General features: G+C 59.3%; 18 protein-coding genes. 10 read left to right on the plus strand and 8 right to left on the minus strand.

What is annotated here, in order from left to right:
• Window positions 1-120: 120 nt before the first annotated feature.
• Window positions 121-1443, plus strand: coding sequence for a bifunctional folylpolyglutamate synthase/dihydrofolate synthase (locus tag ACQR1B_RS06565; protein ID WP_434835247.1), 1323 nt, complete (start codon window positions 121-123; stop codon window positions 1441-1443).
• A gap of 588 nt (window positions 1444-2031) precedes the next feature.
• Window positions 2032-2739 (plus strand): DUF3102 domain-containing protein, encoded by a 708-nt coding sequence (locus ACQR1B_RS06570; protein WP_284421652.1) that lies wholly within the window; start codon window positions 2032-2034, stop codon window positions 2737-2739.
• 374 nt (window positions 2740-3113) lie between these two features.
• Here ACQR1B_RS06570 and ACQR1B_RS06575 read toward each other — a convergent pair whose 3' ends face one another.
• The gene (locus tag ACQR1B_RS06575) at window positions 3114-4367 is read right to left on the minus strand and encodes a hypothetical protein (protein ID WP_349817293.1); all 1254 of its coding nucleotides are present in this window, start codon (window positions 4365-4367) and stop codon (window positions 3114-3116) included.
• 1395 nt (window positions 4368-5762) lie between these two features.
• Here ACQR1B_RS06575 and ACQR1B_RS06580 point away from each other — a divergent pair.
• Complete coding sequence (locus ACQR1B_RS06580) at window positions 5763-5993, plus strand: helix-turn-helix domain-containing protein (protein ID WP_284421653.1); 231 nt, start codon at window positions 5763-5765, stop codon at window positions 5991-5993.
• 338 nt (window positions 5994-6331) lie between these two features.
• Here the strand turns inward: ACQR1B_RS06580 and ACQR1B_RS06585 are convergent, their stop codons facing one another.
• From ACQR1B_RS06585 to ACQR1B_RS06610, 6 genes are all read right to left on the minus strand, one after another.
• Window positions 6332-10345, minus strand: coding sequence for a hypothetical protein (locus tag ACQR1B_RS06585; RefSeq protein ID WP_434835246.1), 4014 nt, complete (start codon window positions 10343-10345; stop codon window positions 6332-6334).
• Window positions 10342-11277: an HNH endonuclease gene (locus ACQR1B_RS06590; RefSeq protein ID WP_316203631.1), complete on the minus strand. Its 936-nt coding sequence runs from the start codon at window positions 11275-11277 to the stop codon at window positions 10342-10344. Before ACQR1B_RS06590 ends, ACQR1B_RS06585 begins: the two co-directional genes overlap by 4 nt.
• Window positions 11274-13115, minus strand: a complete 1842-nt coding sequence (locus ACQR1B_RS06595; protein WP_316203632.1) for a HipA domain-containing protein — start codon at window positions 13113-13115, stop codon at window positions 11274-11276. The genes ACQR1B_RS06590 and ACQR1B_RS06595 overlap by 4 nt, the downstream gene beginning before the upstream one ends.
• Window positions 13116-13224: 109 nt before the next feature.
• Window positions 13225-14631: an exonuclease domain-containing protein gene (locus tag ACQR1B_RS06600; protein ID WP_316203633.1), complete on the minus strand. Its 1407-nt coding sequence runs from the start codon at window positions 14629-14631 to the stop codon at window positions 13225-13227.
• A 7-nt stretch (window positions 14632-14638) separates the two neighbouring features.
• Complete coding sequence (locus ACQR1B_RS06605; RefSeq protein ID WP_316203634.1) at window positions 14639-15160, minus strand: ImmA/IrrE family metallo-endopeptidase; 522 nt, start codon at window positions 15158-15160, stop codon at window positions 14639-14641.
• Window positions 15157-15525 carry a helix-turn-helix transcriptional regulator gene (locus tag ACQR1B_RS06610; RefSeq protein ID WP_316203635.1) on the minus strand — a complete coding sequence of 123 codons (369 nt, stop codon included), beginning with the start codon at window positions 15523-15525 and terminating at the stop codon, window positions 15157-15159. The genes ACQR1B_RS06605 and ACQR1B_RS06610 overlap by 4 nt, the downstream gene beginning before the upstream one ends.
• A 162-nt stretch (window positions 15526-15687) precedes the next feature.
• Between ACQR1B_RS06610 and ACQR1B_RS06615 the strand changes: the two genes are divergently transcribed.
• The 6 genes from ACQR1B_RS06615 to ACQR1B_RS06640 all read left to right on the plus strand — a co-directional run bounded on the left by ACQR1B_RS06615 (window position 15688) and on the right by ACQR1B_RS06640 (window position 22578).
• Entirely contained in the window at window positions 15688-15909 is a 222-nt protein-coding gene (locus ACQR1B_RS06615; RefSeq protein WP_316203636.1) for a DUF2188 domain-containing protein, read from the plus strand.
• Window positions 15910-16023: 114 nt separating this feature from the next.
• On the plus strand, window positions 16024-17172 hold the full coding sequence (locus ACQR1B_RS06620; protein WP_316203637.1) for a patatin-like phospholipase family protein: 1149 nt from the start codon (window positions 16024-16026) through the stop codon (window positions 17170-17172).
• A gap of 3 nt (window positions 17173-17175) precedes the next feature.
• Window positions 17176-18222, plus strand: a complete 1047-nt coding sequence (locus ACQR1B_RS06625) for a cyclic GMP-AMP synthase DncV-like nucleotidyltransferase (RefSeq protein ID WP_316203638.1) — start codon at window positions 17176-17178, stop codon at window positions 18220-18222.
• On the plus strand, window positions 18215-20056 hold the full coding sequence (locus tag ACQR1B_RS06630; protein WP_316203639.1) for a ThiF family adenylyltransferase: 1842 nt from the start codon (window positions 18215-18217) through the stop codon (window positions 20054-20056). The genes ACQR1B_RS06625 and ACQR1B_RS06630 overlap by 8 nt, the downstream gene beginning before the upstream one ends.
• A 586-nt stretch (window positions 20057-20642) precedes the next feature.
• Window positions 20643-21839: a hypothetical protein gene (locus tag ACQR1B_RS06635; protein ID WP_434835245.1), complete on the plus strand. Its 1197-nt coding sequence runs from the start codon at window positions 20643-20645 to the stop codon at window positions 21837-21839.
• A 1-nt stretch (window position 21840) separates the two neighbouring features.
• Window positions 21841-22578 (plus strand): hypothetical protein, encoded by a 738-nt coding sequence (locus ACQR1B_RS06640; protein WP_316203641.1) that lies wholly within the window; start codon window positions 21841-21843, stop codon window positions 22576-22578.
• Window positions 22579-23072: 494 nt separating this feature from the next.
• On the opposite strand, the gene ACQR1B_RS06645 is transcribed toward ACQR1B_RS06640, so the two are convergent.
• Window positions 23073-23282 (minus strand): helix-turn-helix domain-containing protein, encoded by a 210-nt coding sequence (locus ACQR1B_RS06645; RefSeq protein WP_172181405.1) that lies wholly within the window; start codon window positions 23280-23282, stop codon window positions 23073-23075.
• Between the two features lie 108 nt (window positions 23283-23390).
• On the opposite strand from ACQR1B_RS06645, the gene ACQR1B_RS06650 reads away from it, so the two are divergent.
• Entirely contained in the window at window positions 23391-23804 is a 414-nt protein-coding gene (locus ACQR1B_RS06650; RefSeq protein WP_316203642.1) for a hypothetical protein, read from the plus strand.
• The last annotated feature ends 153 nt before the right edge of the window (window positions 23805-23957 follow it).

Consider the following 23957-nt stretch of genomic DNA (forward strand, 5'->3'; position numbering starts at 1 on the left):
GGTCGCAGGGCGATCCCGCCAGTCGAGGGCTCTTGGTTGACGATCACGGGCCGCTCGCCGCGACGCTCCCAAGACTTCGCAGCCTATTCTCAACCGCCCGGACATGAAGGGAAGAAGTTCATGGTCAATAGTGCAATCGAACGGCTCGCGGCTATGCCGCGCTTTGTTTCCACTATATGTCTTCGACGAGTGTCAGCGGTACTGGAAAACGAGGGCATTGTGTGCCCGCCCTCAATCGCCATCACCGGCTCTAAGGGCAAAGGCTCAGTGGCAGCGATGACCGACGCGCTGTTGCGCTCAATCGGCCTGCGTACAGTGCGACATACCTCACCGCACTTCATTTCACCATCTGAGCGCATCGCGCTAAATGGAGATCCCATTAACGACGCGCAATTTGAGGACCTCTTACAGCGGGTTCTAGACGCGACGACTACGGTCAGTCGTCGATACCAGGAAACCTTTGCCCGATTCGAAATCCTGTTCTTAGCAGCAGTCCTTCTCTCCCAGGACGAACGAGTCGATTGTGCGATCCTTGAGGGAGGAATCGGTGGTCGCCTCGATCCCACTAGCGTGGTTGGAGCTAAATTATTTGGCCTAACTTCCGTTGAACTGGAACACACCGACCTCTTAGGTAGAACTGTCGATCAGATCGCATGCGACAAGCTCGACATTGGCGGAACGCATTCGACTGCAATTCTTGGCGCCATTGACCCGACACTTGTCGACCGTGTGAGCTATTATGCGTCACGGCGCGACATCAAGATGGTGCGAGCGACTGATCGGTTTTGCCTTTACGATTACGCGGAGGATGTTAATGGTGCTCGCGCGCGAGTGCGAGCCAGAGCCTCCTCCGGAGATCGTTCTGTTAGATTACCGCTCTTTGGACAGTATCAACTAAACAATGCCGCCGTCGCGTTAGCCTTAGCCGAACACTTCACCGAACCGGACATTGGGCCCGATGTAGACTGGATCGGCGTCGCAGGCACTGCGTGGAACGGGCTTTCGGTCCCCGGGCGGCTGGAAACCATCCGCACGAATCCAACGATCGTGGTGGATGCTGCACATACACCTGACTCGGTGAAGGGCGTGGTCAGTACACTGCTAAGATGGCGACAAGAACGGCGCGTTCTGCTTGTCGGCGTTTCAGAGGACAAGGATTGGCAAGGGATCGCCGACATACTTGTGCAGCTCGCGGCTTCCATCATTGTTTCAAGATCGGGACCGCGTGGATTGAATCCGGACCAATTAGCGAACGCCTTTAGGGACTGTGGCGGAAATGTTGTTTCGGTCACAGAGGATCTACCCAAAGCTCTCGAGTTAGCGATAGACGAAGCTAAGCGCGGCGGGGCGACTCTGTATGTCATAGGGTCACTCTATTTTTCGGCTGATGTCGTACGCCTGCTGACGGGGAGTTCACCGGCCGACGCTATCATTATCGGGTGACCCGCGGTGCTAAGTGCGCAAACTCAGCCATGAGGAGAAAGGAGGCGTAGCCAGGATAGCGCGCACAACATTTATGCGGCCGGTGCGCACCGCTTTTCCGGCCGGAGCCCCAGGCCAAGCCTCGTAGAACTCCCATAAATTCATTAGTTTTCGTTATCAAGCCGGGGTAGGCGCGCGCTGGCGCGGTCGCAGAAACTCTACGACGGGGCGGTTCGGCCCAGACAGCGCTCTCAGCTTCTCGTCTAGACGGCGGCCATGCCCACCTGAGACTAGCATCGTGCCACGGTCAACCGCACCTGTACCCCCCAGGATCTCCTCGCGGCCGAGCCGATGGAAATGCGTCAATCGGTGACTCTTGGCGGGAATCAAGTGGGTCCCCAGAGCGCGCTGCCAGTCCACTATATCTCTACCCCTGCCGCTCAGCACTCGCCTCATCGCAACTGGCGATTTGTCCAGCATGGTGCAGACAATCGGCCCTTTCTTATCCCAGAAGGATTAGTTAGATACCGTCAACCACGGGTGCTTCTGAACACGACGGCAATCTGACGGTGTTTCATACAAGAGCGTCGAAAGAGCGTGGAGGGAACCTTGGGCAGTCACCAAAGATTTTCAGTCGAACGCGTCGAAGCGATCACGAATCCAGCGTTCGATTACGCCAGCCTATCGCCGCCGGTCGCAAAATTTCTCAAGGGTCAGGCAGATCGAATTCGACGCCAGTGCGCAACTTCAATAATTCAAATTGGGAAAGCATTGATCGAAGCGAAGCGCCATGTTTCGCACGGAGCCTTCCTAAGCTGGGTCGAGAGCGAGGTCTCGATTCCTGCCCGCACCGCTCAGGCCTACATGCGTGTCGCTGGTTGGGCATCTGGTAAGGGCCCGACTGTTGCACATTTGCCACCTTCTATCCTTTACCTCCTTTCTTCATCAAGCACACCTGAGAGTTTCGTCCATGTCGTCATGGCTCGAGTAGAGGCCGGCGAGGAGATTCCCATTTCGAGACTCCGCGAAGAGTTGAAGACGGCTCGATCTGCTGCTCAGCAAACAGAGCCGCGCCCAGCGGTGCTCGGCAAGACGCCGTCCCGTCTGCAGTTGCAGTCCGACGACTCCTGCCTAGGACTTCATCGCGAGGCGTTGGCGGAGCTCGTTTCTATACTTGTTCAGGGTCTGAACCCGGTCGATTTGGCGCGCGTCCAAGACATTCTAAGAGGCGATATGTTATTCACGGGACGTGAGCTCATCTCACTGATTGAAAGCGCTTTGTCTCCAAACATTTCGCCAATCGAGGTGCCGGAATAAGTCGCTTGGCGGCTCATTTATCTCGAAACAGACTGCTTTCCGGTGACGCTCCATGCGCAAGTGCTCTTTGTTTCGTCCCTTCAACTTTCAGAGTCGCTTCGGCAGCCGATGACAGCAGATTGCCTACCCGATTGTCGCTGTCGACGTGGAAGGTACCGGGACGGAGAAGATCAATAATAACCGTCGGAGCGGCCAAGGCAGTGGCTAGTGGATGGCACCCATCCCTCCCACGTCAGGCTCGGACATGGCCATCACTTTGTCCGCATTAGTTCCGCCCCGGGCGAAGGAGAATAGCTCCGGCTGGCCCCGTCAACCTGGAGCCCCTTCGGGCTCCAACTTGGTATGAGCTGTCGACTTGCACCACGCGCTCGAATTCAGCAAAGGTTATCAAACGAATACCGGATATCCTGATGCCTGAGAAGGAGATCATCCACCTTACGCTGAATATTATGAGCGCTATCTATACCAGCCAACGCGTCCCAGAAAAGATCGGCAATCCGACGCATCTCTGGTTCTTTCATGCCCCTACGGGTCGACTCTTGCACGCCGATCCGAATTATACTTTTCCCGAGAGCAGTCTTGGAATTGACGCTGATGCCACAATCAAGAAGCTTCTGGGCTCCAAGCAAATGCTCTCCGCTATCAAAACCCATCAAGAGCACCTGATGCGATACCGGGAGCTCACCATCTCTCGAAAATACTCTAAACCCTCGCTCCTGAAGTGCTCGAGCGAGCGCGCTCGAGTTCTTAAGGACCTGCGCCGCGTATTCGCTGGCAAATACCTCCATCTCAAGCATCGAGAGGTACAGCGCCATAGTGTCACCGGAATGCTGGCTAGACACGAAAGAATCCATCGTCCTCGAAAAACGCTGCCACAACTCGTATGAATTCATGGTCACGATCGCTTTCTGAGGGCCTGGGAAGGTCTTGTGGGTACTTCCCTGCAGCACATCCGCGCCGTCTTCCAGGGGATTTTTAAACATTCTCCCTGCAATCAAGCCCATCGGGTGCGATCCATCGTAGATTATTAGGGTCTCCTTACCGACAAGTCTGCGAAGACCGCGGATGTTAAGCGGAAACAATGATCCAGAATGATCGAGATAAATGGCATTGGGAGGCACTTTCTTGAACAGCTCAGTGGCCTGGTTTAGATCCAAGTCGGAACACTCATTGTTCCACGGAAGGTAGCTGCAGTGTCGTCCGAGCCGACCGATTATGTTGGCCGTCGCAAAATGTCCTGCCTCAGTTGGCCTCAGGCAATAGATGGTGTCGCCGGGTGAGGTCAGAGCTGAGAGAGTCGCGATGATCGCATGGACCCCTGATAGAGGGCGGAAATCCGCGTAGGCAGCGCCGAACAGTACGCGAGATGCCCGCAGGGCTTCCTGTTCCATTTCGTGTACGCTCGAAAGTGACCTAAGAATTAGGCCGGAAAACGTTGTTGCGAATCGTTCGATCTCCCGCTTGTTGGCGTGCCCCAGATGGTACCGCCCGTACAGGGCGCCAGCCACGAACCTGGACGCGAGGCGCGACAGAACATTCTCGTTAGCAGTCAGATGTAGGATACTAGAGGAGCCGTGCTCTTCCTCCACCAAACGCTGAACGAGTCGTGTCAATTGCATTGCTTCCATGGCTCACCTTTACGAAGTCGACGGCTGCAGGCTTCATGCAGCCATAACAATTGCGGTCCCGCGTTAGTAATTCAACGCCCAAGATTGTTTTTTCTTAAACCGCCACTTTAGGCTTGAATTTGGATCTGCTACTTGATTGTCCCTTTGGCGCGTGCTGCCACCACTCAATCGACAAACGTAGTTGCATTATTGCCTTCTCATGAGCAGGCTTCTGCACAGGCGTGTTGCGCCGACCAAGATGCAGAGATTCTCATTTTTCAAGCGGGAAGGCTAAGGACTCAACAATCGGCACAATGTTCGGGCGAACTGTCAGCCGGCGTCGATATGTGACCATGTTTCTGGCATCGATCTCGTGAGCTGTTCCAGCATTTATCTGCGCGCAACTCTGTTCAGACAGGCTGGTACCGTTGCTCAGTTGACCGAGTTTGTGCGGTAGGCCGCTATTCTGGATTTGTCGCTCGCCAAGGCGAGTTCGACGAGAAGGGCGCGCCAGAGCTCAGGATCTGCGACATCGAGTCGATCTCGGAGGTCGAGAAGGGAGCGAACGAAGGTCATCCGCAAGCACGTCACGGCCGACGCTGTCGTCCGCAACTTCCTATGGAACGAAAAGGTCGCCGAGCCGGCGCAGTACCTCCAGTTCCAGGCTCACGTGCAACGGAAGTGGTTTCCTGTGTGGTTCTACATCGACCACAGCCGATAGACGGCCGTCGAAGGGAGGATCTTCGCAAGCAGGTTGCCACCTATCCGTTGTCGCGCAACACGCTGGTCGATCAGCTCTCGCGGAGGAAGTCGGCCTGCCGCCAGTCGACCGGAAAGGCCGAAGCCTTGCGCGTGAAGTTAGCGCGGGGCGAGATCAAGGCGCCGACCGATATCGATGAGGACGTCCTTTCGCGGGAGAGGTGCAGGCTCTCCCGACGACAGTGAAGCAGAAAGACCGGGAGAGCATCAGGAAATCCTTCTGGTCAGCTTGGATCGAGCTCAGGACTCAGATCCGAGCCTTGGTCTCTGTCGCTACGGAGCCGACGCTCGCGCAACGTATCCATCAGGTCGACGACGTTCTCGCAACGGGGGCGCTCCCTCCGACTATTCGGCAGTCGGCGTGCTTTTGGTTGATGAGGTCGACCAGAGCCGTTCCATACTGATCTTCGAACTTGCGAGGCTCGAAGGTGGCGGCCTTCTACTCCACGACGTGCCTCGCCAGATCGAGAATTTCCTTCGTGATTTTCACGTAATCGATCTCATCGAAATGTTCGGCCGGATCTCGGGTTGACGTCGACGATCCGCCTTTGCGTCGCCGTTAGCCCTCTCTTTCACTATCCACGATGCATCCAGCTTCCGAGAGCGGCCAGGACCGTGAATTACTGCTTTCATGGTCGCGTGACCGGGAGTGCGGCAATGGACAATCGAAAATATCTCACGGCGGAAGAAGTCTCGGACCGCTACCGTGGCTCAGTGAGCGTCGGGACCCTCCGTAACTGGCGAGCGATGCGCGTAGGCCCGGCGTTCGTCAAAATCGGGAAAGCGGTCCTATATCCGATTGGCGAACTCGATGCTTGGGACAAGAGAAACATGGTGTCTTGCCGTGCGCCAGGACGACCGCCGGTGACTGGGCCTGATCAGGCGTGATGATCACGATTTGTCGCGCACTACCGTCCCCACTCTCAGTCCCCATTTCATTGCTGGCCTCCGAAAGTTTACGTGTTATCAACTAGATCGCTGCAGCGCCGCGCTCATGCACAACAATCCGTCGCCTAACCATTAGGCACCGATCATCACGGTCAGGCACTAACGGTCAGTGCTTGTACGGGATTTTGCGTGGGTCCGACATCATTCTCCCGAGCTTACGCACCTGTGTTCTAGTGGGCTCGGGGCTGGCAGGATTATTGAGATCGGGGTCATTCGGCCGGTCGCCGTCAGCTAGAGGCAACTGATTGTGTCATACGCGGGCCGTACCTCTTCACCCCTTAATGCTGACTCGATGTCCTTTTGGATTTCTGCGGCTTCGTGTCAGATGTAGGCCTCATGTATTTCAACACTTCGGCGCACACGGCATGATCGCCCAAGTCCGCGATCAATGAATCGTCCACCTTGGCAAGCTCGCCACCGAGCGCCCAAGCCACCGCTTTATGGCCTGCGGGCAACATGGCCGCGATCTCCTCGGCGATTTGCGGGTCGCGGTCCTTGAGGACCCACACGATAAGAAGAAGTAGCACCCTGCGCTTGGAATTTGTCGCGATCTCCTCCGCTGCAGCGCGGATCGAAGCGATCTCACCTCGCCAAGCGATTAGGATAGCAAGCACGCCCGCGACCGGTTCGTACCGCGTCGCCAGCAACCGCGGCGTGATCTTGTCGACGATGGCCGGATCAAGTTGCTCCGCAGCTTGGAGCATTGCATGAGCCGCGGACGATCGAACATGTGTCCGTCCAGGTTCGACTACGATGTCGAACAGTCTGTTTTGCATGGCAAGACCGCCAGTTTTTGCAAGCAGCTGAAATATCGCGTTACGAACATCAGGGTCCGACGTGTCGATCGCGATCGCGAAGACCGCCTCATCGTCTGCGCCGCCAAGCGGCGCGACGTCCGCAAGCGCGTTTACCGCTGTCTGTGCGATAGGGTAATCATCGCTATCTTGCCCGTAGTGCATCGTGTTTTTCGACCATTGATCGCCCGCGAGCTGGATCAATGTCGCCTGATGCGCACGGTGCGGCTTGGCTTTCAGCACATCCACGAGCGCCCTTCTCACCGGGCTCCCTCGATGGTCGGCAAGCTTCAAGAGACGCGACGGCAGCGGGGCAGATAAGGGAGTCGCGATTGAGGTCAGCGCGCGCGCGGCGACATGCGCAAAACGATGATCGAGCGCCCCTTCCACTTCGCTGGTCATATTTTCGCGAATGGCAGCCTCAACCGCGAGAACGGCAGTCGCAGAATCATCGCTTTTCTCGAGTCCCCAGCGAATGTCGCCTCCGACTGACAGGACATTGCTCGGATGAAGTTCGAGCCGAAGGATGCGGACCGAATCGCTTGGGTCGGGTATGCTATCAAGCACGTCGCGGGCCGCGCTCGATAGAAACGGTACCTCCTCCTTGGCGAGCGCCATCTCTGCCTTGCAGATCTCAGCAAATGGCTCAGGCAATTGTGCTGTCGCAGCTTCAACAGCAGCTACGTGCTCCGCACCATCACGTGAGCGCCCGCAACGGAGGTAGGCGATACCGCTGCTGAGACCGACGAGGCGGCTGATTGCACCTCGATCGATAAGGTCAGCTATGATCGTGGAAAGCGCCTTGGGATCGTGTTCAATGAGGCACGTCAGCGCTGCCCGTTCGACGCCGCCGTCTGATGATCCCTCGATCAAGCGTGCCGCGAGGGCTCGAGTATATTGCGGATCCCATTGCTTCAGCAACACCACCCAGAGGTCGTCTTCGTCCTTCGTGCCGTAGACGGCTTGAAATGCGCCAGCCAGCTCGTCACTTTTAACCGGGCCTTCGCGAGCCTCTTCGGCAAGCGCTCTGAGCCAATAAGACCGCAACTTCTCGGCATGCCGATGTTGGGCTATGAGCTGCCAACCTCTTTCCCGGCGAACGCGTCCAACATACGCTTTCAGAAACTCGCTGGCGGTGTAACCGTCATCGTTCTCTGAGATGTGCTGCGCGTAATCATCACTGTAAACGTCGTTGACAATATCAAGATGTGTCTCAGCTGCCTCTCGCAGCTCCTTTTCGGAGGGTGTGAGAACGGCAACCGCAGAATCGACGATCGCTTCAAAGCCCTCGATGTCGTTGAGCGCGCCATAAGCGATCACGTCATCCGACGCGATGTAACCGTAGTGGACGGCTTCTGCGGCAGCCTCCAGAAACGCAGGTGTCAGGCCCGAAGAAAGCCGTGCGAGCTCATCAGAAAGAGAGGTCGGGTAATGAACGCGGTCTTGTGGTAGAATCGTACGAATGAACGTCTCGACCAGAGGCTTCGTCGCTGGGTTTGCAGCGCGTGCGTTGTACCAGTCCACATCCTTCTTCTGTCGCCCCCAACTGAGCATGCCACCGAACGATCTGTCTGGACGATGCAGTAGGAAGCGCGCCACTTCTGCAGCGTTGCTGGCCGTCGAGCCGGCGCTCGCGGCAAGCTCAAGATGCTCTCCGAATTCCTTTCCGCCGGAAGCAACTCTTACCTCAAGCCAAGCATCGATTTTGAGTGCTGCGCTGCCTGTCGGATTTACACCAAATTGAGTGCGGGCACGCGACAGGATGCGGGCTGCTGCGCCCGCACCCCATTCCTCCCCTGGGCCATCTGCCGAAACCAGAAAGTCGATTAGCCGGCGCAATGTCCGGCGAACCGTCTGCCGATTTTTTTCAAGCGCCCGCGTGATCCCGGCTTCGACTCGCGGATGATAGTAGGTGACGATCCCCCCGTCGCTCTGGCGGAAGTTACGGGCCGCCACGAAAAAGTCGACGAGCGGAGATACACCTTTCTCCATCGTAGCATCGATATCGGCAAGGCCGTCCTCAATCTCGCGAAGGACTGAACGCGTTACTTTGTCGTTGGCGGCTAGCACGGCCCACATGATAGCGGCGGCGGGCACATCACGCCGCCCCTCGATCTGCTCGATGACAGTGAGCTCGATCGAGTCCTGATGAGCACGATCGATGGCAGCTCCGACGAACCCAGGCGGATTCTTGAGCCCTTCGCGATCCTGTGTTCGCAACGCGTCGAAAAATTTTTGAATCTCGAGGGGCGTCGCCAAATTATCGAGAACTTGGCGTTCGGAGCTGCGTGCGAGCGGCCTCAGATCTCTTGGCAGGCTGTCGATACGGCTGCGGTACAGCTTTTGCCGTGCGACCTTGCCATAGTTCTCGGCTTCGAGACCCACGACCCACGGCTTGATCGTCGGAAGGACGCCTGCTGCTTGCGCCACGTCGAGCCGCGAAGTGGCGATGATCATGCGGTCGGGCCGAGCAGATGCAAGAAAGTCGCCCAGTTGATCATTCCACGGTCGGCTGTTCGGGTCGAAGTCGAACCGCCCCCAAGGATCTTCGATGTCGTAGAGAACTGGTGGCGGCGTCGTGTCATCGCGAAGCTGCGATGGTCCAAGCCGGATCGGAACACGTGTCAAACCGGGCGTTACCTTCCGGAGCTCATCGTAGAGCATCTTGGTCGCAAGCGTCTTGCCCGTTCCGGACTGGCCGATGATGATTGCGGCCGATTCCTTGGCCATCGCCTCGCGAAGATCGCCCCAATTGTTGGGGTACACATAATGTTCGAGCTCCGGCGCGCTCGCGAGATAACCTTCGTGTTCCCGAACGATTCTTTCGATATCCTGCCGGCGCCATCGCCCTCCGCTGGCTCGCGCAATTCTCGAACGTGCTTCCTCGCGCAGCTTCGACCGGCAGGAAGCTAAGCGCGCATTGGGGACGCGACAGCCCTCTGAAAGAAGGCGATCAATGTCTCCGCGCAGACGTTCGTCATCCTGATTTGCAATGACCGCAACCCGCCCAGAGATGTCGTGATCGATGTCCTTGGAGATGACGTTCGGCATCGCATTGGGCTTCGGCCACGAGCCAGCTTGCCGTCTGTTCAGCTTCCTTGCATCGCCATTGACGCCGGCGCTCGTCACCAAGAGATAGCGCGCGCCGAGGTTCTTCAGTCGCTCGGCCGCCGATATCCGAGTGTCACTTCCGTGCTTCAACAGGGATTTGAGTGTTGTCGGCGTCCAAGCGTCACCGCCACGGCGCTTGGCTTGTACAATCAGCGTGTAGCCGGTCATCGGCACTCGACTGACGAGCCGTCCCGGTTCGGCATCGGAAAGCGTAGCTTCAAGGTCCTCTTGGCTCGCAGGTTCGAGGACAAGCTCGTCTGTGAGGCGCGAAATCAGGACCAGATCCAGCGCCAGCCATATTGAGACGTCGATCTGATACTCATAGCCCGCAAGCGAAGCGGAACCTGCTCCACTCTCGTTTGTGCTCGCTGATTTGCTCGTCTTCACGCGAGGTATCTTTCTTCGCGGTGCCACCGCAACGCATCGATGTCGGGCCTATCGTCGACGCGCACTGGCAATGCGAGCCGTTGCCCCTCCAACTCGTAATAGTGCCGACCGTTCTGGAAGTCCTCTCGAAGGCGTTGGCTCACAACAAACCTGTGATCAGCGTCTACCGTCACGTAGCCGCGATCGAACAGTTTGTGGATATCGGTGCGAAGGAGCAAGCCGTTACTAACTTCATGCTGGCCGCCAGCCCCGTACGCACGGATGTGTGCAGCATCAAGGACCGGCAACGTGCGCTCGCCCGTGACTGCGCAGCGCCTACCGTAGCTGTCAGTGACAGCAACCCGGAACGTGCCTTGACCAAGGCGTGGCCGTACAAGCCTAGGATCGCCGTACCGCGCGACCTCGGCGAGCGGAGTCGACGCACCGACAGGCGCGGCAGTCAGTCGCTCTCGAACGGCGTCCCATAGAAATCGTCCGTCCGCTTCGCCGGTGTCGGACCCCTTTCCAACCACAATGCTCGGCGCCCAGCGATCGGCAATTGGAAGCCAGAGATCCCGCGGCCAGAAGAACGGTTGCTCCAAGATGCGGCAACCGATCGAATAGTCGGTTCGAAAGTCGACCGGCTCGCGCCGATAGCGAGCCACCCGATCGCGCATTTCGTCGAGCGAGGCGGCACCGTTCTTGTCCCCGAACGCTTCCGATGCGAGCGAGATCGGAACGATCGAGGCATGGCCGAACAGACCGCCGCCGACGATGAAGTTGTTCGGGCTATGGAGCTTGAACAAAAACAGCTCGCCGGACTGAAGCGCGCGAAACTGCGATCGGCCACCTGGTTGCCAGAAATTGACCTCGTCGACGCTTCGCGCGGACAGAAACTCGAACCAGTCGAGGTCGGTCACGCCAACATATATTTTGACCGATTCCAAGCTCATGCGAAGGCACCGCATCGCTCAGCCACGATCGCCTTGACGCGCCCCTCGGCGGACGTGGCGCCTTCGCGGTCACGCGCAATTTTGGGCAGCGATAAGGCATCCGCGGCCTTGCGCGTTGCCACCGCTACGGTCGCCATCGCGTCTTCCGCGCGCGCGACGGGGAGCTCGATAGTACGGGCAAGCGTGAGAAAATCACTCGGCGTGAGCCGTTCGTCCTTCCCACTCAGTTTGAGGGCCATGCGATCACTGGCAAGGCCCGGAAAGACCCGCGTCGTGACCGCGTCGTAGAGCGGCGCGAACCGGACGCTCTCGAAATGCCGCGCGCCGGGCGCGGCGATCTTCAGCAACGCCAGGTTCTTGAGGTGCATGTCGCCGTCGGCGATCAGCCAGGCGAAGAGCGCGCGCCGGAATAGAATATCGAGATCGTCGGCGGGATCGGTGGAGAGCGGTCGAAGCCCGCGCGCCACGCGCTCGATAGTGCCGTCGTACTTTGCCGCCGCGGGCAGATCGAGCACCGAGCAAAAATCCTCGAGCGCGAGGCGGCGCTCGTCAGCCTCGTCCCGCCTGATGTCGAACCGCTCGACGACGAGTGCGGGCGCCATGCCGTCGGGCATACCGACAAGTGCGGCATCAGGCACGACGAACCCCGCCGCTCGACCGAGCTCCAGGCAGATCCATTCGACGACTGGCAGCGCCTCGAAGCCGGCGAGCCCCGCAGGCTTGAGGATGTGGGTGAACGGCGCGTCGATCGCCGGGATCAGCTCGCCCTCGGACGTCAGGCACATCGGTGCCTTGATTTGCACGCCGGACAGACGGGGCGTCTCCGCACGCTCAAATAACTGCGCGAGATTCTCCTCGAAGCTGTGCTCCAGCTCACCCCGCGATGGACCGACATAGCGTCCAGTGAATTCCCCGCCTTTCGCGAACTTCGCAAGCGGCGCTTGCAGGACGTCGAGCGGGAGCGCTTCGAGCTCCTTCTTATTGGTAACAACAGCGACGTTCGACATGAACCGCTTGCCGCGGCGAATGGCATCGCGATCGTCCCGCTCGTGAAGCACCTGGGCGAGCCAGCCTTCCGGCAACAGCGACTCCACAAATGCTGGGAGCTTGCCGGGAGCTGTCTGGCGAACGAGCGGCGGTGCCGTATTCGCCGTCGCCTTCCAACGCCATTCGAAGCCGTCATGCATCAGGCGGCCGAGAGGCTCGCCATGCCAGGCGACGATCCGCTCAAGAGCCGCCTTGTTCGCCACCGCCTTTCCGGCAGAGGTGCGCGTGGTCAGGTAGCGCTCGGCCCCTTCCCCCTCGCGATACCAGCCATTCTCGCGAGCCAGCGCCCAGACGGCGTCCGCCGCCGCTTGTGATGATCCAAACTCCTCGATCAGCCGTGCCGCCATATCGGCACGAAGCTCGTCGGTAATAGCGCTGGCATGCTCGCTTCGGAGCCGGAACGCTTCCAGGAACCGCTGGCGCGGTGACGACACCTCGATCCTGATCTCACCTTGATCGTCGCCCACGATCGCCGGCGCCGTCGACGGATGAGCGGGCGCTTCGTTTTGGACGATCTCGAGCGTGCGGATCCGGGTTCGCTGGTTGCGTCGTCCGCTTAGGAAAAGCCGGCCGTCGGGGGTTGGTCGCAGGAGCGCGGCGGACGCCGACGAGAGATAAGCGGTCGGGTAGAGATAATGTGCGATGCGCACGGCGTGGGCCAAGACCGCCGCATCGACGTCGGCATTGGCCTGGGCGTAGACCCCACGGACGAGCTGAATGAGCTCGCCCGCTGCCGCCTGGGCATGGGCGCGTCGCCTGTCAATGGTTTCACCGACTAGAAGGATTGTCACAGACTTGCCCGCATTTCAGATGCGCGAAAGTCGCTGAAACCGGGGAAAATGTCAAGGACAATCGCGCATTTCAGATGCGCGAAAGTCAGACCCGTCCCGATCTGCGGATTCAGGCGACCAACTTCGCCCGATAGGCCTCCAACCGCGCCCGTCGATCCTGCAGGTAAGTGCGATAGTGCATCAGAAGGTCGTCCGGACCGACAGCCTCTCCCAGTAGCCTTCCCGTCTCGGCCATCGCCTGATCGATAGTGAGGCAACCCGAACCGTCACCCGTCATCTGATCGGTCAAATAGCGTTCGACCTCCAATCGAGCAGGTTCGGGGAGAACCGAACGCGCTTCGAAATAGATCAACCGGAGGCCGAACCAGCGCAGTCGCTCGTCTTCCATGCCCTGGACGATCGCGAAGCGGTCCTCCCATCGCGCATCGTGGAAGGCGGCAATTCGTGCCTCGTCAGCAGGGCCGGGAAAGCCGTTATAGATGCGCTCTTCGATGTGCGGAGATAACGCGTAGGGCTCGCGCGCGGCGATGTACGCAGCCACAAGCCTCGTGCGCAGACCAATGTCCGCTTTCACCCGATGGGCCCGATCTTCGATATCGCCAATCGCACCGCCCTCCAACATATGCTCGGGAGCGTCGAAGAACGCCGTCAGTGTGGGTGCGGCATTGATCCTGAAGCGACGGATCGGACTCGGCTTCTGCGTCAGATGAACTTGCAGTTCGGGATCGCTCATCGCGGCGAGCCGGCCCACATCTTCGTTGAGGTTCAAGCAAAGCCGGCCATTGGCCTGATCGGGATCCGAGCCGATGCAGACGACCGGCGAATGATAGGCTTGGCCGCCGAAGAACTCGGTCAACACGAAGCCGTCTTCGGCCTCGACGAAATCCGCGACGGTCGCCTTGTTCGAGAAGCGCACAAACCGCTGCCACAACTCCGGCGATCGTTGGTAGACCAGCCGGCATAGGTCGAGCGTCGCAAGTACATCGGGCATCGCGTCGTGCGCGCGAGCATGGGAGACGCCATTCGCGGTCGCCAGCTGTTGCAATCGAAAAGTCCGCCGCCCTTCCTCGTTGACCGGCACGACCAGCTGCGCAGGGGATACGGCATCGGCGGCCATCACCAGGCTGAGCGCATCGGCGCGGCAGTTGCGGTGATTACTCGTCAGATATGCCGGATATAGGTTCTGAAAGAGCGCGTGGCGCAGCATCTCCTCGTCGAAGCGGATGGAGTTGAAGCCGACGAACACCGCCGGGCTCCAGGAAATCAGGGTCCGGCGAATGTCTGTCACCATCGTGTAGTGCGACGGCAGGTTCCCATCGGTCAGCCGTTCGATCGGCAAGCCATTCGTGCGAAGCGCCGAAGGATGGGGAAGCACATGCGGTTGCAAACGCGAGCGCGTCTCGAACCGCGCCAGCTCGTTCAGGTTCGCATCAGTGCGAACAGCCGCGAAGTGGAGTATCTGATCGAATCCCCGTTTCAGCCCCGTCGTCTCGGTGTCGAAAAAGACGAAGCTCATGGGTGTGCTACCAACGGGTCAACCGGAAACGCATCGCTGCCGGGCTTACCCTAAACCGACGCGCGAGACCCTCAATCGCCGCCTCGTCCTCGAGGTCCACGCCACCGCCTTCCAAGGCGGTGGCCAAGAGATCGCCGGGGATCAATAGCTCTGAGGCGAAGGCGTTGGCTTCAATTTCCATCGGCTCGGTTCCGAGCGCCGAGATGTCGTCCCGGAAGAGAACACGAATCCCCTTGTCGACATGAACGGCTTGTCTGATGTCATCGTCGTGCAGCACATGATGGGCGAGCTCATGGGCTGCGGAAAAGCGCTGGCGGTTGGGATGATGCAGCGCGTTGACGCCGATGATGCCGACGCCGTCCTTGATATAGGCCATGCCCGAAAGATCCTCTTCCAGCGGCGCGTACTGAAGGACGATCTTGCGCGACTTGATGATGCGTTCGACCGGGACGGGCGGCGCTGAAACGCCGAACTCCCGGAGGATCGCGCGCGCGGCTTCGCGCGCTCGACCTGGATCGGCGTCTCTCACGATCCGACCTTAGAACCGCGACGTGGCGCCAGCGCGCTCGTGATCAAGTCCGCGACCTGAGCCCCCGCATGTTCCGATAGCGATTGCTTCGACAGCGCCTGATTCGACAGCGTCATCTTCAATTCCTCCCCGATGGACCTTTGCGGCAATGGCGGCAGCAAGTCAGCGACCTTCGCGAAGTCGAGCGCGGCCGCGAGCGCATAGACATGATGCAGCAATATGTTCTGCCGGCCGCTCTCGATGTTGGCGATCGACGCGCGAGACATTTTCACTTTGCTTGCCAGTTGCGCCTGAGTCAGCCCGAGCGCCTTTCGCCGGGCCGAAACGGCACTCCCGAACGCCCTATAGACCGGATCGCCTGCCATAGCCGATGTTTGCGCTGCATCGCGGCCGATGTCAATATTACAAACATGATGTGCTTATTACTCACATATCAATGTGATCAATAGTTGACATCCAGCTTGAACTCGGGAATCTCTATCCTGGCCGGTGGGCGCTGGGCTCCCCGCGAGTCGAAAGAACCCGCAATGTCAAAACGCATCCATGTAGTGCCGCACGAAACGGGGTGGGCCACACGCCGCGAAGGCGCGTCGCGGGTGGGCTCCACTCACGACACCCAAGCCGAAGCGACAGAAGCTGCGCGCGAGACCGCGCTTCGCGAGCATGGCGAAGTCGTCATCCACCGTCCTGATGGTCGTATCCGGGACGCGAATTCGTACGGCAACGACCCCTTTCCGCCGAAAGGATAACCACATGCCGACGGCAGCCGTTGCGTGGCCCATTCCCCGAGGCGGAAGTCGTACGAGCCAGAAAGTCCATATCGATGTGTGAGCGCCCCCTACTTTGCTACCAAGGCCCGTCGGATGGAAATATCTGAGGAACATCGACAGACGGCACGCGCCTTTCGCGTTCTGAGCCTTGATGGAGGCGGCATGCGGGGCATTTATACCGCCGCGTTCTTATCTCGCCTGACCGACCAATTCGCCCGGATTAGAGGTGAGACAGCGCTCGATCTTGGCCGTGGGTTCGACCTGATCACTGGCACGAGCACCGGGGCGATTGTCGGCTGTGCTCTCGCGGTCGGCCGACCCATGTCCGAGGTGGTGGCGCTCTACCGTGAACATGGGCCTAAGATCTTTCCGCACCGGATCGCCGGGAAAGGCAGCGCGATCTATCGCGCTACGCAGGGCAGCCGGTTCGTGCGCGAGGGCGACAAAGCGCTTCGCGATGCGCTGCAAGGTGTCCTCGGCGCTGTGACGATGCGCGATGTTTTCGACGGGCGCGGCATCTCCCTGTCAATTCCCGCCGTGCTGATGAGCCAACACCGCGCCTGGGTATTCAAGAAGACGCCGAAGAGCGGCGTCCGCGATGATCGCTACCCGCTGGTGGATGTGTGCATGGCGACCAGCGCAGCGCCGATCTATCGCTCGCTTGCGGCTATCGACGATCCGAACACGCCGGGCGGGCCACAGCAAGTGTTTGCGGACGGAGGTCTCTGGGCCAATAACCCTATCATGGTCGGGCTCGTCGATGCGCTGACGATCGCCGCGCCGGACCGCACGATTGAGATCTTCTCGTTGGGAACCTGTCCGCGTCCCGAAGGAGATCATCTCGACGCGGAAAGCGCCCATCGATCGATGTTGGACTGGACGCTCGGTGCCGACGTTGCGCCGCTCAGCATCTCGGCGCAGGAGTTTGCCTTCGATCACATGGCGCGGCTTTTGGCGAACGCCATCAGCAATTGTGGGCGCTCGATCCGGAGGGTGCGGTTCCCCAACAAGCCTGTCCCGGCAAGCATGATGCCTTACCTGGCGCTCGACGACACGCGGCCGGAAGCAATGGAGCGCCTGATCGCGCAGGCGCATACGGATGCCGACCTGACCAAGAGCTCCTGCGACGACGCAAATAGCGAGGATGGTCGGATGATCCGACGCCTCATGACCGAACTTCCGGCGATGCCGGCCACAGGAGCGGTCTGGGACCGCCCCGCAGCCTCCGACCAGAAAGGATAGAGGATGTTCGACTGCTCCAAGGATGTTCGTGCATATCACGATCAGGAAGTGACCCTGCCGAAGAGCGAGCAGGACGCGATGCGCGACCGGCGCAACGCTAACCGCACCCGACTCCGCAACGGGCTTGCTGAAGCAGATAAGCCGGCGCCGCTCGAGTTCGTCAAGCAAGGCAGCTACGCCATGAAGACGATGACCCGCGATCCCAACAATGACTACGACATCGATGACGGCGTTTACTTTCGGAAGGAAGATTTGGTCGGCGATCGCGGGGCGGAGATGACTTCGTTGCAGGCGCGCCAGATGGTCCGCGACGCCGTTGATGACGGCAAGTTCAAGACGCCGCCCGAGGTTCGGTCGAATTGCGTGCGCGTCTTTTACGAAAAGGGCTATCACGTCGACCTACCGGTCTATCGACGAGTGCTGACGTCAACCGCCTTCGGCGAAGAAATCCATTACGAGCTGGCAGCGAGTAGTGGGTGGAAGCGATCCGACGCACGGGACGTGTCGGACTGGTACGAGGACGAACGCGCGAAGTCCGCCGATGGCGTTCAGCTCCGTCGGATCAATCGAGACCTCAAAAAATATGCACGCAGCCGCGATAGCTGGCGGGACGGCATCCTGAGCGGCTTCGGCATCTCGGTACTCACGACGGAGCGATTCCGTCACAACGACCGGGAGGATCAAGCCCTCTACGATAGCATGGTCGCAATCCGTGATCGACTCAACGGCGATCTCCAAGTCGCCCACCCGGTCACGCCCGGCGACTATATCACCCGCGAGCCCGACGACGCTCGGGCGCGCTGCTTTCGCGATAAGCTGACCGAAGCGATCGATACCTTACAGCCCCTCTTCGATGCCGACTGCACGCGCGAGCGTGCGCTAAAGTGCTGGGACAAGGTTTTCGCGACCACCTTCTTCAGCGAGCGGCTAGAGGAGGAACAGCGCGCCGCGGTCGCCGCCCCGGCGATCATCACGTCGGCCGGCCTGCTTTCGCAGACCGCGGTAGCGGCCGCCGCTGTCAGCAGCGCTGGCGGCGGTCGGCATGCCTGAGAAGACGCTTCCGCTGCGTTGGCGACAGGCGGCGCTTCGCCTTGAAGGTACGCTGCGCGAACTGACAGGGCAGGCACCCGAACGGCTCGACCAGGCGACGATCAGCACTTGCTATCCTTCGCGCCGATGGGTCGCGGCGTGGCGGGTCAGCGTGGTCTTTTCCGATGGTGGAACGCGTCGCGTGGACGTGGTGGCAACGGCGGCCTTTCCAACCGTTCCGGTTAGGACCGCGCTCGTCGATCATCCAGATTTCATGACATGGCCACACGTCGAGAGTGACGGCATTCTTTGTCTGCTGCCGAACATGGCGGAATATGATCCCGATGATCCCTCCGCCGTCGCCGCAAACCTGCTTCACCGCTCGGTACGACTCATTGAGGAGCTGCTTGAAGGCTCGATCATCGAACGCGATTTCCGCGAGGAGTTTCTGACTTACTGGGCCTACAAGGCCCATTTGAAAGGAACAGACTTTTACAGCTTGGTCGCTCCTGCGCCGCCATCGAGACTTGTGCAGGTTTGGAGAGGAAAAGGGTTGGAAGTCGTCGGTGAGGATGCCGCTTCACTCGCACAGTGGGTGCGTCGCCGCTTCGGCGACAATGTGGATACCAGGACCGAGGTCGCCGCCTTCATCTGGCTTGGTGAACCTCTGCTTCCCGCCGCTTACCCCGAGACCTCTTCAGATCTCCTCGCGTTGGCTGCCGCGATCGGGCATGAATCAAAAGGGGTGCTCGAGGATGCTGCTGTTGGCGAACCCGATTATCTCGTCGCCATGCTGGGAGCGACTGGCCGCGGCGGTGCCGCCCTGATCGGCGTCAAGGTACCAAATCCGAAGTGCCTAAAGGACCATGTCCGATCGGCGGCTGAGCCTCTGTCCAAAGGCTTTCGACGCGGCCACACGCCGAGGCCGGTTCTGCTCAGTCGCTTCTTCGGGCCCCTCCCCGTTGTCAGAACCTCGGTGCAACGCGCCGACGCAAGTTGGATCCACGGCCGAGATCGCGACCCTCGGACGGAGCATTTGCTTCGGGCCACTGTCGTCTTAGTGGGATGTGGATCCGTTGGTGCCCCGATCGCTCTTGCGTTGGCGCAAGCTGGCGTTGGTCGCCTCATTCTAGTCGATTACGATACACTCAGCTGGCCGAACGTCGGTCGGCACCCTCTGGGCGCGACTGCGGTCGGCCGCAATAAGGCTGAGGCGCTGGCTGAGCGCCTACAGGCTGATTTTCCCCACCTTACAATCGAGCACCGCGATTGCGACCTGCATCGCCTGCTTCATACCGAGCAAGATCTTATGGTGGCGGCTGACTTGATCGTTTCTGCAACGGGAAGCTGGGCAGCTGAGTCCGCTCTTAATCGCTGGCATGTTGCTCAGGGACGAGATCGACCAATCGTGTATGGCTGGACCGAGGCGCATGCTTGCGCCGGACACGGTGTGGCGATCGCCGAGGCTGGCGGCTGCCTACAATGCCACATCGGCCGTACGGGAACACCGTCGTTCAAAGTTGTGGAATGGCCGGAGGGCGGAGACGCCAATCAGGAAGAGCCGGCGTGTGGCGCTCATTATCAGCCGTATGGTCCGATCGAACTTAGTTACGTGACCGCGATGCTTAGCGAGCTTGCCCTCGACTGCGTGCTCCAGCCGCCAGCGCATTCTTTCACCAGGGTATTCGTCACGTCGCAAGGTCGCATCGCGAATCTCGGCGGCCGCCTCAGTGAGTCATGGTTGTCGGCTTACGGTGAGTTGGCTTACGGCGAGGGGGAGACGGGCGTTAGGATTGTCAATCGACAGTGGTCACGAGCAGAATGTCCCGCATGTGAAGGCGCGCGAGCGGACTAAGCGGCTTGAGTTCGGGAGGCGCCTTCGGGCTGGGCCGTTCGCCCGCCATTCGGCACTCGCCTGTGCGCCGATCGACCCGGAGCACGAGCTTCGGGTTGGATGACAAGGACTTTCGGATATCGATCGCCAACCTTCGGAGAATCCCCGCTGGTACGCCATATACGCTGCGGCGCATAAAACACAGCGAAATACGCTTCAACGTATAACCCGTACTCCCCCTGCAGGGGGCTTTCAGGGGCTCTCGCTCATCATATCCCCATGAGCGCGCGGTGACGACGAACGGTATCCTGAAAGCGCGCGTTCACCGGCTTCGGATTGAGGAGCGCACCCGCAAACGCGGCGCTATCTCGAGCGAACAGCTCAACACGGCAAGGCTGTCCTTGTGAAGCTCTAGTCTAGACGAGCCCGGTCAGGAGCTTCATTAGGTCCGTCCATCACGTGGGCACCGCTTTCGCACTCCGACACCTGTGCATCGACCGCCCACCCCATCTATCCGTTCGATCGAACACCGGAGCCAGGCCGAGGGCGTCGCGCCTTCGCAATATTCAATGATTACAGTGAAGTCGAACTGACCCAGAGGATTGGATTGACCACCATTTCTCGTGAAGCACTTTACGACCTTGTCTGGACAGAGCCGGTGCGCGCGATCGCTCAGCGCATGGGCGTCTCCGATGTGTGGCTGAAAAAGTGCTGCGCCAAGGCCGATATTCCCGTACCGGACCGGGGCTATTGGGCAAAACTCCGCGCAGACAAGAAGGTTATCCGCCAAAAACTGCCGCCACGGTCACCGGGAATGGCGACGGACGTGACGATCGGAAGCGGCCCGCGCTCGTATCTATGGCCTCCCAATCCTGAAGCCGTACTTGCCGCACCGCCGCCGACTGAGCCCACGTTCGCCGAATCCATCGAAGCTGTCGCCGTCAGAGTGGACCAGTCACTCGGGAAGATTCGCTTTGTGCGCGATCTCGGGTCGGCACATAGCTTGATCCGCCATCTCCTCGACGAAGATGCGTTGCGTCGTCTGAAACCCAGCGATGCTCCATACAGGCTCCGTTATAGCGAACCGCTTTTTGATAGCCCATTCGAACGAAGACGGCTGCGGATCCTGAACAACCTGTTCCTTGCCCTGATCAAAGCCCGCCACCAGCCTTGGCTTGGCGAACAGGCTCGCAATGTGGGTGTGACGGTAGGCAGCCAGAAGATCTCGTTCACGCTCGACCACCCCAGAGCCAGGGCGCAAGCCAGCGGACGAATCCAAACGCCGCACGAAGCTTACGAAACCCTCCGACTGGAAATCCCAGCCACTGGGGATTCCTGGGCAGATGATGACAGCGGTCGCATCGAAGATCGCCTCAGAGAAATCATTCTGAAACTAATCGTGGCCGGCGAGATTCAGTACCGCGCCAACGCCCACGCCGTCTATGAAAACGCATGCCGACGTCGTGCCGAGATGGAGCGTCGGCTGGCCGAACAACGTGATGAGGCAGACCGACTTGCGCGCGAGAAAGTCATCAAGGCGGAAGCAGAGCAACGCAAGATGCTGCTCCGAATGGCAGCAGATCATCGAGCCGCCCAGGATATTCGCGCATTCGTCGCAGCCGCCATCACGGCCTTCGGTTCGGAAAAGGCTGAAGAAAGCCCCGTCGCAGGTTGGACGGCCTGGGCCTTGGGAGTCGCAGACCAGATCGATCCAGTACGCCGCCTTCAGATCACCGAGGATGGAACGTCCATCGAGAAACCGGCGGCCGCTCCAGAAACCGAACCGGAGAGCCAAAGGAGATGAGATGCCAGAAGACGAGAGGTTACAGGCGATCAAGCATCTCCTTTTCAATTATGTGCGGAGCCCCTCCTTGCGCCACATCCGGGATCCGCATGCAGTCATCGTGCTCGCGAACGAGGTCATGCGCGTCGTCAACGGCCGCAATTCAGTTTGGCTCAAATGGGATGGACATCGGGAGAAGCTCGTCAAATCAGCCGTAGGCTGCTGGATTCCATTCGACGATCTGCGCGATTTTCTGAACGGGATGCCTGGACCGGTCCTGACAACGACAGACGTCACCCAGCGCATGCGGGCCTTCGAAGATGAAGACTATTTCTCCTACCCGAAGGAAGAGCTGCAGCCGGGCTGCTTGGTGATTTATGAACGTGAGAAGGCCAAAGGAACCGAGCTGCCGGCCATTATCGGGCTCTTGCGAGATCATGTCGAACGCGAGGAAGAGCGCCTCAGGATCCAGCAAAAAGAACGCTATGAGCAATCCCGCGGGAAAGATCGGATCGCCCGGGAGCATCGGCTTCTGTCCGGCGCTGATTGTAAATGGACGCAGCGAGCGAAATCGCCAGACTGGCACTGCCGCACGAACGGACGGCTCTATCGACTCTCGCCGACAAAGGACAAGATGTGGAACCTCTACCGCGTAAGCACAGTCGACGGTCCAAGTGGTTCGCTGATCGGGAAATATCAGAGCCGACGTGATGCGTCGAAAGTGGTCGCCCAAGTAGCGTATCAGCCCGATCAGCTTTAGCTGGCTGCCACGCCCAGCCGGCTGTCTTCCTTTTCAGCGACAACGATCGAGCCTCGTTGCGCATCCCGAATCTTTCAGACGAAGGAGTCAGCCACTGCAAAGCTGGAAGCGCATGGATTTTGAGCATTTCGCGCTAATGCGGTAGAGTTGTTGGTGACCCAACGTGCTCAGACCATCCTCAGCGTGACCAGCTGTTGCCAAGGATGAAGATCACTTTAGATCATCGACTACCGACCCCAAACTCATACCCCATCGATCTCTTGTCTCAATAGAAAATCTTTTTGAATCAATGCGATATATTCGAAAACAATATTGGTGCACAATCATCCCAATACGTTAGTTGGTACGCCATGGGATGATGCAGACTTCGCAGGAAGGTCGACCTATAGTCTTGCTGTTTGAGAAAGGCGACAGCCTCGCCCTGTGAACGGTTCGACCATCTCCGCCTGAATGTTCTTCCAGAGCACCCAAGCGAAACGAGTACCAGGCTCTGGTCAAGGTTTTAGAAATTCGCTGGGATCTACGCCGAGCGCCTTTGACAGCTTACCGAGCATCGTCACAGATGCGCTGTACACGCCCGTCTCCAGCTGACTGACATAGCTCCGGTCGACTTTTGCTCGGAACGCGAGCTCCTCCTGCGTCCAGCCCTTTCCCGTTCGGAGGCGACGCAAATTCCGAGCAACAGTATCTCGCAAATCGTTCATTCGTGAACGAATGCGGCCTGTTGAGCATACCCATCAATTGAGTATACTCAACAAAGCCAGATGGCTCAACAGGCGGACGCGAATGCGCGCTCGATTGGAGGCTCCACCATGGGAAATCAGACCGTCGGAGAGAGCGATGCCGTCCAGAACGCGCAGGAGAGCTCAGCTGAAATCGCGTCGTCTGCGGCCGATGACCAAAGGTTGCTCACTTTGGAAGCGCAGTTGACGGCGCTCCTGGATGAACTTGCCAGGATGCAAAATGAACAAGCGGGATCCCATCGAGCTGAGGTCGAGGACATCCTGGCAAAGCTGTATCCCGTCGAACATGCACTCATGACAGTGCCTGCTCGTAGCATAGCCGGATTGGGCGTGAAGGCACGTCACACTGCCCACGTCGTGTCAGAGTACTGGGACAAGCCGATCGACCAAATCGATTGGCATGCCAAAGCGGTTCGCCTGCTCATCGAGGCGGTCTGTGAGGTGGCGGGCACCCCCGTCCCGGCCATCATGCTGCAGGACTGAACTTCTTTTTCTTCGCTGTGGCATCCAGCTTTACGGCTCGATCTGGGCAAACATTCCTCTCGCCTACTCCGTTAACATAACCATGGAGCATGATCAGCGCGGTCGATATTTGCGAGGTGTGCCCCGCCGAAGACGACGGGGCTCCTTACGCGT

It is taken from the genome of Bradyrhizobium oligotrophicum (assembly GCF_051168495.1).
Taxonomy (GTDB): domain Bacteria; phylum Pseudomonadota; class Alphaproteobacteria; order Rhizobiales; family Xanthobacteraceae; genus Bradyrhizobium; species Bradyrhizobium oligotrophicum_A.